General features: G+C 66.9%; 15 protein-coding genes. 12 read left to right on the forward strand and 3 right to left on the reverse strand.

Annotated features, from left to right (window positions below; all coding sequences use genetic code 11):
* Positions 1–37 precede the first annotated feature (37 nt).
* The 7 genes from hpnD (at position 38) to CXB49_RS06670 (ending at position 5692) form a co-directional block, all read left to right on the forward strand.
* On the forward strand, positions 38–883 hold the full coding sequence (gene hpnD / locus CXB49_RS06640) for a presqualene diphosphate synthase HpnD (RefSeq protein ID WP_101707661.1): 846 nt from the start codon (positions 38–40) through the stop codon (positions 881–883).
* The gene (hpnE, locus tag CXB49_RS06645; RefSeq protein WP_233492962.1) at positions 880–2154 is read left to right on the forward strand and encodes a hydroxysqualene dehydroxylase HpnE; all 1275 of its coding nucleotides are present in this window, start codon (positions 880–882) and stop codon (positions 2152–2154) included. The genes hpnD and hpnE overlap by 4 nt, the downstream gene beginning before the upstream one ends.
* A complete protein-coding gene (locus tag CXB49_RS06650; protein ID WP_101707662.1) occupies positions 2151–2912 on the forward strand; it encodes an SDR family oxidoreductase in 762 nt (253 codons plus the stop codon). The genes hpnE and CXB49_RS06650 overlap by 4 nt, the downstream gene beginning before the upstream one ends.
* A gap of 19 nt (positions 2913–2931) precedes the next feature.
* Entirely contained in the window at positions 2932–3480 is a 549-nt protein-coding gene (locus CXB49_RS06655; RefSeq protein ID WP_101707663.1) for a hypothetical protein, read from the forward strand.
* Between the two features lie 106 nt (positions 3481–3586).
* Complete coding sequence (gene radA / locus CXB49_RS06660; protein ID WP_101707664.1) at positions 3587–4948, forward strand: DNA repair protein RadA; 1362 nt, start codon at positions 3587–3589, stop codon at positions 4946–4948.
* 4 nt (positions 4949–4952) lie between these two features.
* Positions 4953–5513 carry a sigma-70 family RNA polymerase sigma factor gene (locus tag CXB49_RS06665; protein WP_101707665.1) on the forward strand — a complete coding sequence of 187 codons (561 nt, stop codon included), beginning with the start codon at positions 4953–4955 and terminating at the stop codon, positions 5511–5513.
* Positions 5510–5692 (forward strand): zf-HC2 domain-containing protein, encoded by a 183-nt coding sequence (locus CXB49_RS06670; RefSeq protein WP_101707666.1) that lies wholly within the window; start codon positions 5510–5512, stop codon positions 5690–5692. The genes CXB49_RS06665 and CXB49_RS06670 overlap by 4 nt, the downstream gene beginning before the upstream one ends.
* A gap of 98 nt (positions 5693–5790) precedes the next feature.
* Here CXB49_RS06670 and CXB49_RS06675 read toward each other — a convergent pair whose 3' ends face one another.
* Entirely contained in the window at positions 5791–6141 is a 351-nt protein-coding gene (locus CXB49_RS06675) for a DUF2325 domain-containing protein (protein WP_101707667.1), read from the reverse strand.
* Positions 6142–6351: 210 nt separating this feature from the next.
* On the opposite strand from CXB49_RS06675, the gene CXB49_RS06680 reads away from it, so the two are divergent.
* Positions 6352–7149 (forward strand): transporter substrate-binding domain-containing protein, encoded by a 798-nt coding sequence (locus tag CXB49_RS06680; protein WP_101707668.1) that lies wholly within the window; start codon positions 6352–6354, stop codon positions 7147–7149.
* A 2-nt stretch (positions 7150–7151) separates the two neighbouring features.
* On the opposite strand, the gene CXB49_RS06685 is transcribed toward CXB49_RS06680, so the two are convergent.
* Both CXB49_RS06685 and CXB49_RS06690 read right to left on the reverse strand, forming a co-directional pair.
* The gene (locus tag CXB49_RS06685; RefSeq protein ID WP_101707669.1) at positions 7152–8120 is read right to left on the reverse strand and encodes a hypothetical protein; all 969 of its coding nucleotides are present in this window, start codon (positions 8118–8120) and stop codon (positions 7152–7154) included.
* 84 nt (positions 8121–8204) lie between these two features.
* Entirely contained in the window at positions 8205–9824 is a 1620-nt protein-coding gene (locus CXB49_RS06690) for an ABC1 kinase family protein (RefSeq protein WP_369826550.1), read from the reverse strand.
* Positions 9825–9947: 123 nt separating this feature from the next.
* Between CXB49_RS06690 and CXB49_RS06695 the strand changes: the two genes are divergently transcribed.
* From CXB49_RS06695 to lolD, 4 genes are all read left to right on the forward strand, one after another.
* Positions 9948–10679, forward strand: a complete 732-nt coding sequence (locus CXB49_RS06695) for a C40 family peptidase (protein WP_101707671.1) — start codon at positions 9948–9950, stop codon at positions 10677–10679.
* Positions 10680–10740: 61 nt separating this feature from the next.
* Positions 10741–10965, forward strand: a complete 225-nt coding sequence (locus CXB49_RS06700; RefSeq protein ID WP_199406795.1) for a hypothetical protein — start codon at positions 10741–10743, stop codon at positions 10963–10965.
* Between the two features lie 7 nt (positions 10966–10972).
* Positions 10973–12211 carry a lipoprotein-releasing ABC transporter permease subunit gene (locus CXB49_RS06705; protein WP_101707672.1) on the forward strand — a complete coding sequence of 413 codons (1239 nt, stop codon included), beginning with the start codon at positions 10973–10975 and terminating at the stop codon, positions 12209–12211.
* Positions 12204–12890: a lipoprotein-releasing ABC transporter ATP-binding protein LolD gene (gene lolD / locus CXB49_RS06710; RefSeq protein ID WP_101707673.1), complete on the forward strand. Its 687-nt coding sequence runs from the start codon at positions 12204–12206 to the stop codon at positions 12888–12890. Before CXB49_RS06705 ends, lolD begins: the two co-directional genes overlap by 8 nt.
* The last annotated feature ends 42 nt before the right edge of the window (positions 12891–12932 follow it).

Below are 12932 nucleotides of genomic sequence, written 5' to 3' on the forward strand. Positions count from 1 at the left end.
CGAACCGCGGGCCGACGACAAGTTGGGGGAGGGGCGCGTGACGCCGGATCAGTATTGCGAGGACAAGGCCGCGGCCAGCGGTTCCAGTTTTTATTACAGCTTCCGTTTTCTGCCGGAGGAACGGCGTCGGGCGATCACCGCGCTGTACGCCTTCTGCCGAGAGGTGGACGACGCGGTCGACGAATGCCAGGACCCGGGCGTGGCCCACGCCAAGCTGGCCTGGTGGCGCGGCCAGGTGCAGCGCGCCTACCGCGGCGAGGCCGATCATCCGGTGATGCGGGCGCTGCTGCCGCATCTGGCGGCTTTCGGCCTGCCGCAGTCCGAATTGGAGGAAATCGTCGACGGCATGGAGATGGACCTGGGCATGGTCCGCTACCAGCGCTTCCAGGACCTGCTGCTGTACTGCCACCGGGCGGCCGGCGTGGTCGGCACGCTGGCGGCGCGCGTCTTCGGCTACAGCGACGAGAAGACGCTGGAGTACGCGCACGAACTGGGCGTGGCCTTCCAGCTGACCAATATCATCCGCGACGTCGGCGAGGACGCGCGCCGCGACCGCATCTACCTGCCGATGGAGGAGTTGCAGCGCTTCAACTGCCCGGCGATGGACATCCTGCATTACGAGGAAAGCGAAGCCTTCAAGGCGCTGATGGCCTTCCAGATCGAGCGCGCCCACGAGCATTACCGCAAGGCCTGGGATCTGCTGCCGGCCGCTGATCGCAAGGCGCAGCGGCCCGGCCTGTTGATGGCGGCGATCTATCGCGCCACGCTGGAGGAAATCAGCCTGGACGGACCGGCCAAGGTCTTGAACCAGCGCTTGTCGCTGACGCCGGTGCGCAAGCTGTGGCTGGCCTGGAAAACCTGGACCTTCGGCTACAAGCCGTGAAGCCCCGCGTGGCCGTGGTCGGGGCCGGCTGGGCCGGCCTGGCCGCGGCGGTGGAGCTGGCCGGGCGCGCCGAGGTCTCCGTCTACGAGGCCGGCCGCGAACCGGGCGGCCGCGCGCGCTGCAGCGGCCGCGGCGACGACAGGTTTGACAATGGTCAGCACATTTTGCTCGGCGCTTATGCAGAATGCCTGCGCCTGATGCGGATGGTCGGCGCCGATCCGGACCGCCTGCTGCTGCGGCGTCCGTTGCAATGGTGGCGCGAAGGCGGCGTCAAGCTGAGCTGCCCGCGGCTGCCGGCGCCGCTGCATCTGCTGGTCGGTCTGCTGCGCGCCGACGGCCTGGCCTGGTCCGACAAGCTGGGCCTGCTGCGCGCGCTGGGCGGCCTGAAGGCCGCCGGCTACCGGTTGCCGCGCGATTGCAGCGTCGCCGACTGGCTGGCCGAACGGGGGCAGGGCGGCGTCGTGAGCCGCGATTTCTGGCGGCCGCTGGTGTTGTCTGCGCTTAACACGCCGCCGGAAGAGGCGTCGATGCAGGTGCTGGCGACGGTGTTGCGGGACAGCCTGGGCGCCGGACGCGCCGACAGCGATCTGCTGTTGCCGGCGGCGGACTTGTCGGCGCTGTTTCCCGACCCGGCCTGGCGCTGGCTGGGCGAACGCGGCGCGGCGCTGCATGGCGGCCGCCGGGTGCGCCGCCTCGAACCCGGAGACGGGCGGCCGCGGGTGGACGGCGCCGAGTACGACGCGGTGGTGCTGGCGACGGCGCCTTACCACGCGGCCGACCTGCTGGACGACGCCGGGCTGCGGCAGAGGCTGGCGGCCTACCGCTACTGGCCCATCGCCACCGTCTATCTGCGCTTCGACGCGTCGCCGCGGCTGCCGGCGGCGATGATGGGCGTCAGCGGCGGCGTGGCCGACTGGCTGTTCGACCGCGAGGCGCTGGTCGGCGAGGCCGGGCTGGTGGCGGCGGTGCTCAGCGCGCCGGCCGAGCTGCCGGAGCCGGCGGAGCTGGCGCGGCGGGTGCTGGACGACGTGCGGCGGCTGGCGCCCCATCTGGGCGAGCCGCTGCAAAGCAAGACGATAATCGAGAAGCGCGCCACGTTTGCCAGCGCGGTCGGCCTGGACAGGCCGGGACCGCTGAGCCCGTGGCGGCATGTTTACCTCGCCGGGGATTGGGCTTGCCCCGACTACCCGGCGACACTGGAGGGGGCGGTGCGCAGCGGCGTGGCCGCGGCGGCGGCCGTGATGCGGGACTTGCGGATAGAACGACAATGACGATAAAGACAGAATTTGCCGGCGACGCGCTGGCCGGACGCGTGATCCTGGTGACGGGCGCCACGCAGGGGATAGGGCGCGAGACGGCGCTGGCCTTGGCCCGTCATGGCGCGGCGGTGGTGTTGCTGGCGCGCAGCGTCAAGGGTTTGGAGAAGGTCTACGATGAAGTAGCGGCCACCGGCGCGCCGGAGCCGGCGGCGGTGCCCCTGGACCTGCTGAACGCCGGAGAGAACGAATTCGGCACGCTGGCGATGACCATCAAGCGCGAATTCGGCCGGCTGGACGGCATCGTCCACTGCGCCTCGCATTTCTACGCGTTGTCGCCGCTCTCCAACCAGACCATAGAAGAATGGATGAACCAGTACCGGATCAACACGGTGGCGCCGTTCGCGCTGACCCGGGCCTGCCTGCCGTTGCTGAAGGAGGCGCCGGACGCGTCGGTGCTGTTCGTCGGCGAGCATCACGCGCTGCATCCCAAGGCCTATTGGGGCGGTTTCGGCGCCTCCAACGCCGGGCTGCCGTATCTGACCGAGGTGGCGGCCAGCGAATGGGAGATGCATCCGAATCTGCGCGTCAACCTGCTGTTGCCGGGGCCGGTCAATTCGCCGCAGCGCAACCGCACCCATCCGGGCGAGGACAAGAGCGAGCGCGGCGATCTGGCCGATCTGATGCCGCACATGCTGTACTGGCTGGGCGCGGACAGCCGCGGCCGCAGCGGCGAAGTGGTGGAGCTGGACCTGCGCAAGCCGCGCAGCTGACGAGAAAGGCGGGACGAGCATGAGAAGACTGCTGTTGCTGGCGACGATGCTGGCGCTGGGCGGTTGCAACTGGGTGAACAGCGTCACCGGCCTGACCAAGGAGTCGGACAAGGCGATAGGCGCGGCCTGCCGCCAGACCGGCCGCTCGCTGGAGGCGTGCTATCTGCGCAATCCGGACGCCGACAAGGCCTCCATCTATTCCGGCTGGCGCGAGATGAACGAGTACATGGCCAAGAACAAGCTGGAGACGATGGAGCCGCCGCCGGAGAAGCAGGCCGCCAGCGCGGCGCCGGGCGCCGGCGCCCGGCCGGCCAGCTCGGCGATGGCGTCGCCGGCGGGCGACGACGGCCAGCCCAAGCCGCTGAGCAGCGACGAAGCCGACCAGGCCGCGAAGAACGACCCGCAGGTGGCGGCGGTGCTGGCGGCGATGCGCAACGGCGGCAAGGACGGCAAGGACGCCAGCGGCGGCAAGCACGCGCAGGGCAATAAGGGCGAGCCGGATCAGAACCGGCTGCTGAACATCATCAATCAGTTGAACAAGACCGACGCCAGCCGCCCGCCCGGCTGAGAACCTGCTCACGATCTTTTTCGGCGGCGGCCGCGATCTTCCCGGCTGCCCGGCGCGCGCCGTCCTGTTATCCTTGCGCCTTTAGATCCCAGCTTCCCATTCGCAGATGGCCAAGAACAAAACCGTATTCAGCTGCACCGAGTGCGGCGGACAATCGCCGAAGTGGCAGGGCCAGTGCCCGCATTGCAACGCCTGGAACACCCTGGTCGAGGCGGTGGCCGCGCCGGCCGCCGCCGGTCCGCGCTTCCAGTCCTGGGCGGCCAACGTCACCAAGGTGCAGAAGCTGTCCGAGGTGCAGACCGCGGAAACGCCGCGAGACCCGTCCGGCATCGACGAGCTGGACCGCGTGCTCGGCGGCGGCATCGTCCGCGGCGCCGTGGTGCTGATCGGCGGCGATCCCGGCATCGGCAAATCCACGCTGCTGCTGCAGGCCTTGTCGCAGATCGGCCAAAGCCGCAAGGTGCTCTACGTGTCCGGCGAGGAGTCGGCGCAGCAGATCGCGCTGCGCGCCTCCAGGCTGGCGCTCGATACCAGCAGCGTCGATCTGCTGGCCGAGATCTGCATCGAGAACATCCTGGAGACGCTGAAGCGCGAGCTGCCCGAGGTGGTGGTGATCGACTCGATCCAGACGCTGTACACCGAGCAGGTGACCTCGGCGCCCGGCTCGGTGTCGCAGGTGCGCGAGTGCGCGGCGCAGCTGACGCGGATGGCCAAGCAGAGCGGCATCACCGTGCTCTTGGTCGGCCACGTCACCAAGGAGGGCTCGCTGGCCGGCCCGCGCGTGCTCGAGCACATGGTGGACACCGTGCTGTATTTCGAGGGCGATTCCCACTCCAACTACCGGATGATACGCGCGATCAAGAACCGTTTCGGCGCCGTCAACGAGCTGGGCGTGTTCGCGATGACCGACCGCGGCCTGAAGGGCGTGTCCAATCCGTCGGCGATCTTCCTGTCCTCCTACCGCGACGATGTCGCCGGCTCCTGCGTGCTGGTGACGCAGGAGGGCACGCGGCCGCTGCTGGTGGAGATCCAGGCGCTGGTCGACGACTGCCACGGTTTCCAGCCGAAGCGGCTGACCGTCGGCCTGGAGCAGAACCGGCTGGCGATGCTGCTGGCGGTGCTGCACCGCCACGGCGGCGTCGCCTGTTTCGACCAGGACGTGTTCCTGAACGCCGTCGGCGGCGTCAAGATCAACGAGCCGGCGGCCGATCTGGCCATCATCCTGGCGATGGTGTCGTCGCTGCGGAACAAGGCGCTGCCGGAGAAGCTGGTGGTGTTCGGCGAAGTGGGCCTGGCCGGCGAGGTCAGGCCGGTGACGCGCGGGCAGGAGCGGCTGAAGGAAGCCGCCAAGCTCGGCTTCACCCGCGCCATCGTGCCCTCCGCCAACAAGCCGCGCCAGGAGATCGAGGGTTTGAAGGTGCTGGCCGTCGACCGCCTCGATCAGGCGGTGGAATTCTGCAGGGAGTAGCGGCATGGTCGATCCGCAGGCGATAGAGCAGGAGCGCCCGTATCTGTTGCGCTACGCGCTGGCCCAGCTGCGCGAGCGCGACGCCGCCGAGGAGGCGGTGCAGGAGACGCTGCTGGCGGCGCTGGAGTCGCGGGACAGTTTTTCCGGCAAATCGACGCTGCGCACCTGGCTGACGTCGATACTGCGCTTCAAGTTGATAGACGCCTTGCGCCGCAAGGGCAGGGAGAAGCTGTTCGAATCGCTGGACGACGAGGCGGGCGATGGCGATTTCGACGGCCTGTTCACCGAGGACGGCCATTGGCGCGAGACGGTGCGCGGCTGGGGCGGGCCGGAGTCGGAACTGGTCTCCAAGCAGTTCTGGCAGGTGTTCGAAGAATGTTCCAAGGTGATGCCGCGCCGCACCGCGATGGTGTTCGCGATGCGCGAGGTGATGGGCATGGAGATCGCCGACATCTGTAACAATCTGGAGATCAGCGCGACCAACTGTTCGGTGCTGCTGTACCGGGCGCGGATGAGTCTGCGCGAATGTTTTTCGATACGCTGGAGTCGGGGGGACGAGCGATGAAGCTGAATTGCCGCGCGGCCAGCCGGCTGATATCGGCCGGCATGGACCGGCCGCTGACCGTGGCCGAGCATCTGAAGCTCAGGATGCATTTGTTGTTGTGCGGCAATTGCCGGCAGTTCTCGCGGCAGCTGGACCTGCTGCGCCAGGCGGCGCGCCGCGCCGGCGACGGGGCCGATTGAGGCGGCAGGCACGGCCGGCAAAAAAAGAGCCGGCTTCGCGCCGGCTCGTCAATCTACAAAGGTAGAAGTAGAGAAAAGCTTTACCGAAACAGTCTGCGTCAGCGCTTGCGCCTGACGACCTTGTCGCCTCCGCGTTGCGGGCAGGCGGCGCACGGCTGTTCGCACATGCCGGCGCCGGTCAACGATTGCTTCAACGCGCAGACCGAACGGCGACAGGCGATGAAGCGGATCTGCTGCTCGGCCGCCAGTTCGCGGAAGTGGCGCATCACATTGTGGCCGAGGAAATCGGTGAACAGGATCAACAGATCGGTGCCGGCCGGCAGGCGGTCCACCTTGCGTTGATGCGAGCTGTTGCGTCCGCTCAGATGGCGGTGAATGGTGATGCCGTAGTTCTGCAGCACATCCGGGATGTTGCCCAGGGTGTCGGCTCCGACCAGCATTGCATTCATGGGACTTCTCCGGTGAGTGGTTTAGTAAACGATAATCGTTCTCATTAATGGAGTCAATGAGAATTTATCTCAATGCGCGCCCGACTGTTCCTTGGGGCAGGCCGCGGCCGTTTCCCCATCCATTGCCGGCGGCCGTTCGTCGCCGTCGTCCGTCGGCAAATGACCTATCTTGAACCATGCGCGGCATCGCGCCTGGCGGGAGACGAGGGAATGAAGATAGGCAGGGTGGCGATAGGGCTGCTGGCGGCGGTCGGCTTGCTGGCGGCGCTGAGCGCGGACGCCGGCGGCGAGGCGCTGGCGCGCGTCCGGCAGCGCAACGCGCTGGTGATTGGCCTGGAGGGCACGTTTCCGCCGTACAGCCTGCGCGCGTCCGGCAGCGGCGAGCTGCAGGGCTTCGAGGTGGATTTCGGCCGGGCGCTGGCGCGGCAGCTCGGCGTCGGGGCGGACTTCCGAACGATAGTCTGGGGGCAGATGCTGGACAGCCTGCGGGCCGGACGGGTCGACGCGGTGATCAATCAGGTGGTGGCGACGCCGGAGCGGCGGGCGTACTTCGATTTTTCGATACCGTATACCTATTCCGGCCTGCAGCTGGTGGTGCGCAAGGCCGACCTGGAACGTTTTCGCGGCGCGGCCGATCTGGCCGGCGCCCACGTCGGCGTCAGCGCCGGCACCAATTACGAGCAGTGGCTGCGCGCCAACGCGCCGGGCGCCCACATCCACCTGTATCAGGACGATCTGGTCAAATACGACGGCCTGCGTCGCGGCGAGATCGACGCCATCGTGATCAACCGGCTGGCGGCCTTCAATCTGACGCTGAAGACCCACGGCGAACTGGTGCCGGCCGGGCGCATGCTGGCGCGCGAGGACGCCTGCGTGGTGTTGCGCCGGGGCAGTCCGCAATTGCTGGCCGAGGTCAACCGCGCGATCGGGCATCTGCAGCGCGACGGCACGCTGCAGGCGCTGTCGCGCAAATGGTTCAAGGCCGACATCGTCAGCCGGCCGCAGTAGTTTCAGCCGTATACGTCCACCTGGCTGACCATGCCGGCCTGGCCGTCGTCGCGAAGATAGACGCCGGCGCTCTGCATCTGGGCGGTCGGCGTCGCGCTGCCGCTGTCGTCTCGTATCGTCAGCGGCGCGGAGACGCTGGGCAGCAGGATGGCGCCGACATGCGCCTGCTGCAGCGTCTCCAGCTGGTCACTGCCATCGGCGTTGCGCCCGGTCCAGATCTTCAACTGCGAATACACCGGGTCCGATTCGTCTATCACGCCGTCGTGGTTGGCGTCGTAGCGCGCCAGGTCGGCGAAGCCGTTTCCGGATTGCGGGCCGAACAGTTCGCCGCCGTCGTCGATCTTGCCGCTGCCGTTCTTGTCCAGTACCAGCCAGCCGCCGTCGGTGGGGAAGGGCAGCTTCTCCATCTGGCCGTCATTGCCCAGATCGAGGCTCACCGTCGCGCCGCTGAAGCCGCCGGCGTCGCTGCCCAGCGTGATCATCAACGGATCGCGGGCCTGGCCGCCGCTCTGGCTGGCGGAGCTGGAATGGTATTCGTAATGGCTCTGCATCGACAGGTTCAGCGAAAACTGGAATTGCTGGCCGCTCTCGGTGGTGACCTGGCCCGTGGCGGAGAATTGCAGCTGCTGGGTTTGCTGGTAATCGACGCTCTGCTGCGTGGTTGTGACCGGCGGCGCCGTCGTGCCCGGGCCGCCGTCACGCCGCTGGCCGGCCCGCAGCCAGATCTGGATGCCGAAGGCCCGCTCCAGCACCGCCTTCAGCAGGCTGAACACCGCGTCGTCGTCCAGCATCAGGCTGGACGAGAGCAGGCTGCTCAGCCCCTGGCTGCTGAGCGCGACGCTGTCGCTGGCGGTGGGCTGGGCCTGGTATGGGGCCGGCGTCTGGCTGGCGGCGACGCTCTGGCGGATGTCCAGCGTCTGGCTCTGGCTGAAGTTGCTGGCGAGATTGGCGGTCACGGAGGCGATTTTCATGGCGGCGATCCGGCGGGAGGGACGATAGCCCGGCTATCGGCCCGCCGCCTGGCAACTTGATGCCGTAGTTCCGCTGAGCCTGGGCTATAAGTCCTTGCCGGAGCGCCAGATGGCCCAGACCAGCCACACGCTGTTGAACAGCGCCAGCATGAAGCCGAAGAAGCCGAAGAACGGCAGGCCGAACAGCTTGGGGCCGGCGTTGACCGTCATCACGATGGACGAGCCTATGATCAGGCAGCCGGTGACGATGCCCATCGTCAGCCGGTTGCTGCTGCGGTCCAGCTGTTTGCCGAAGCTGTCCAGCCGCTGCAGGTCCAGATTGACGCGGAACTTGCCGTGGCGCATGTCGCGGCCGATGCGGACCAGGTCGCGCGGCAGGCCGGCTATCATTTCCAGCCCCTCGGACAGCGATTGCTTGCCGCGTTTGAGCAGCGCCGCCGGATGGTAGCGGGCGACGATCAGCTCCTTGACGAAGGGCGTGATGTGGGCCACCAGCTGGAACTCGGGATTCAACTGCCGTCCCAGGCCCTCCAGCGTGATCAGCGCCTTGAACAACAGCGCCATGTCCGGCGGCAGCACGATGCCGTGGTTGCGGATCAGCGTCATGATGTCGACGATCAGCTGGCTGATGTTCAGCCCCTTCAGCGGCACGTGCTCGTACTGGAACATGAATTCGCCGACCTCGTCGGCGAACTTCGGCATGTCCACCGGCGTGTTGCCGGTCCACTCGACCAGCACGTCTATGATGCCGTGCTCGTTGCGTTCGGCCACCGCCGACAGCAGATCGACGATTTCGTCGCGCCGCACGTGGCTGATGCGGCCGACCATGCCGAAGTCTATGAAGGCGATGCGGTGGTCGGGCAGGAAGAACACATTGCCCGGGTGCGGATCGGCGTGGAAGAAGCCGTGGACCAGGATCATCTTCAGCACCGCGTCGGCGCCGCGCTGCGCCAGCAGCACCGGGTCCAGCCCGCCGTCCTCCAGTCGGGCCAGCTCGCCGGCCGAGACGCCGTCGACGAAGCTCTGCACATTGACGGCGGCGTTGGTGTATTCCCAGTGCACGCTGGGCACCACCACGCAGGGATCGTCGGCGAAGTCGCGGCCGAAGCGCTCCATATTGCGCGCCTCTATCGCCAGGTCCAGCTCGCGGCGCAGCGAGCGCGAGAACTGGGCGGCGATGCCGACCGGCTGGTAGCGGCGCAGCTCGGGGAATTCCATCTCCAGCAGATGGGCCAGATGGGCCAGGATGCGCAAGTCGGCTTCCACTTTCTCGACGATGCCGGGCCGGCGCAGCTTGACCGCCACTTCGTCGCCGTCCTTGAGCCGCGCGCGATGGACCTGGGCGATCGACGCCGAGCCTATCGGCTGCAGGTCGAATTCGGCGAACAGCTCGTCGGCCTCGGCGCCCAGCGCCTCGACGATCAGCCTGCGCACCAGCGCGGGCGGCAGCGGCGGCACCCGGTTTTGCAGCTTTTCGAACTCGTCTATCCAGTCCGGCGGGAACACGTCGACGCGGGTCGACAGGATCTGGCCGAGCTTGATGAAGGTGGGGCCGAGCTCCTCGAAGGCCAGCCTGACCCGCACCGCGGTCGGCTGCGCCGACTCGCCGGCCGGCAGCGACAGATTGAGCCACTCGCCGGCCTTCTCCATCGCGCGCGGCAACTTGAGCCGCTGCGCGAACTCTCCGAGGCCATGACGGATCAAAATTCCGCTGATTTCTCTTAGTCGCGGTAAGTCCCGCATTGCAATCAAGGTTTCCCTAATCATGTGCTTTTCGCTGCCCCGCTTGGCTTTACACTGTTGGCCCCGTCCGATAGAGTGCGGCCTATGAAATTGCAACTCCGCTTATCAGCGCTGGCGCTGGCGGGCTTCATGGTTTTCGCCCAGGCCGCGCCAGACAAGGCAACACCGGACAAGCCCCCCGCCGAAGGGAAGGCCGCCACCGAAAGCGCGGCGCCTGACAAACCGGACGACCCCATCTCCAAATACGCCGCGCCTCCCGAGGATGCGGTGGGCGACCTGCTTTTGCAAGCGATGAGCCTGCTGGGCGTCGCCTACCGTTTCGGCGGCAACACGCCGGACGACGGCCTGGACTGCAGCGGCTTCATCCGCTATGTGTTCCAGAAGTCGCTGCGCGTCAATCTGCCGCGCACCGCCGCCGAGATGTCGCGGGTCGGCAAGTCGGTCGGCCGCGGCGAACTGATGCCGGGCGACCTGGTGTTCTTCAACACCCTCGGACGCAATTATTCCCATGTCGGCATCTATATGGGCAATAACAAATTCATACACGCGCCGCGCACCGGCAAGAACATCGAGGTCGCCAACCTGTCGCAGAGCTACTGGGTCGCGCGATACAATGGCGCGCGCAGGGTCAATCGTAGCACCGCCTACCAGGCGGCCGATACCTCGGATGACGTCAGCGTGAAAGGCGCCGCCAAAAAGCCGGAGGCGGCCAAGTGCCGCAAGGGCCACAAGAAGTGCAAGGCGGAGGCCGCGTCGGGCGGCAAGAAGGGCGGCAAGAGCGCCAAGAGCGGCAAGAAGAAAAAAGGCCGGCACTGAGCCGCCGGTCGAACGACGATGCCCGCTGTCCGCGGGCATCGTGTTTTCAGGAATCAGGAAGATGGCATTGAAAATCGAGATACCGGTGTGGCGCGATCCCGACGGCAACGTGGTGGCCTGCGTCGAAAAACTGAAGGTGATGCGCGAGAACCTCGAGGAAATCGCCCAGCTGGCGCAGGACGCGTTCGAGGACGCGGTGCTGATGGGCTGCGACGAGGCGCAGGTGCGCGACTTCCTGTCGGCCTTGATGCAGAGCCTGGAAAATCCCTACCGATCGGAAAAATAGGAACACGATGCCATTCGAAGCCTTTATCGGTCTGCGTTATCTGCGCGCCAAGCGTCGCAACGGATTCATCTCCTTCATTTCGCTGATCTCCATCGCCGGCATCGGCCTGGGGGTGGCGGCGTTGATCATCGTGCTGTCGGTGATGAACGGTTTCCAGAAGGAAATCCGCGGCCGTATCCTCAGCGTGGCGTCCCACCTGGAAGTCAGCGGCTATGATGGCCGGCTCGCCAACTGGCAGGGCACGCGCGACATGCTGGTCAAGCAGCCGCATGTGCTCGCCGCCGCGCCCTTCGTCAGCAGCCAGGGCCTGTTCGTCGCCTACGGCAATGTGCGGGGCGGCCTCTTGCGCGGGATAGAGCCTAAGCAGGAGGACCAGGTGGTCGACGTCGGCCGCCACATGGTGGCCGGCAAGCTGGAGAATCTGAAGCCGGGCAGTTTCGGCATGGCGCTGGGCGTCGAGCTGGCGCGCCAGCTCGGCGTCGGCGTCGGCGACAAGGTGACGCTGATGACGCCGCAGGGCAGCGTCACGCCGGCCGGCATGATCCCGCGTTCCAAGCAGTTCACCGTAGTCGGCCTGTTCAAGGTCGACATGTACGAGTTCGACGCCTCGCTGGCGATGGTCAATCTGCGCGACGCCCAGGTGATGGAGCGGATGGGCGACGCCGTCAGCGGCGTGCGGCTGAAGCTGGACGATCCGCTGCTGGCGCCGCAACTGAAGGCTGATCTGCGGCCGCGCTTGCCGCAGCTGATGGTGACCGACTGGACCGACACCAACGCCAATTATTTCCGCGCGGTGCAGATCGAGAAGCGGATGATGACCATCATCCTGACGCTGATCGTCGCGGTGGCCGCGTTCAATCTGGTGTCGACGCTGGTGATGGTGGTGACCGACAAGCAGGCCGACATCGCCATCCTGCGCACGCTGGGGGCCTCGCCCGCCAGCATCATGAAGATCTTCATGATCCAGGGCGCGGTGGCCGGCGTGCTGGGCACGCTGGCCGGCGCCGTCAGCGGCGTCGTCATCGCGTTGAATCTGGACGTGATCGTGCCGGTGATCGAACGCATCATCGGCGCCAAGATCCTGTCCAGCGACGTCTACATGATCGATTATCTGCCGTCCGACGTGCAGTGGGGCGATGTGTCCACCATCACCGTCATCTCCTTGCTGCTGGCGCTGTTCGCCACGCTGTATCCCAGCTGGCGCGCCGCGCGCACCCAACCGGCGGAGGCGCTGCGCTATGAATAAGGTATTGAGCTGCCGTCAACTCGGCAAACGCTACGAGGAAGGCAAGCTGGCGCTGGACGTGCTGTCCGATGTGAATCTGGAAGTGGGCAAGGGCGAGCATCTGGCCATCGTCGGCGCCTCCGGCTCAGGCAAGAGCACGCTGCTGCATCTGCTGGGCGGGCTGGATACGCCGACCTCCGGCGCGGTGGAGGTGTTGGGCCGCGATCTGTCCACGCTGTCGGAAACCGAGCGCGGCAAGCTGCGCAACGAGGCTATGGGCTTCGTCTACCAGTTCCACCACTTGCTGCCGGAATTTTCGGCGCTGGAAAATGTGATGATGCCGCTGCTGATCCGGCGGATGAACAAGGGCGAGGCCGCCGCACGCGCCGAGGCCATGCTGGAGCGGGTCGGTCTCGGCAAGCGCCTGGCGCACAAGCCGGGCGAGCTGTCCGGCGGCGAGCGCCAGCGCGCGGCGATCGCGCGGGCGCTGGTCACCGAGCCGACCTGCCTGCTGGCCGACGAGCCCACCGGCAATCTGGACGTCCATACCGCGCGCCAGGTCTTCGAGCTGATGCTGGAATTGAACCGCACGCTGGGCACCAGCCTGATCATCGTCACCCACGATCTGGAACTCGCCGCGTGCACGCAGCGGGTGCTGAGGCTGAACGAAGGCCGGCTGTCGGTGTCGGAGACGGTATGACGCTGACCGGGCCGCCATGCTAGGCGGCCCGGCGTTTTGACA

Source organism: Chromobacterium sp. ATCC 53434 (assembly GCF_002848345.1).
In the GTDB taxonomy this organism is placed as follows: Bacteria; Pseudomonadota; Gammaproteobacteria; order Burkholderiales; family Chromobacteriaceae; genus Chromobacterium.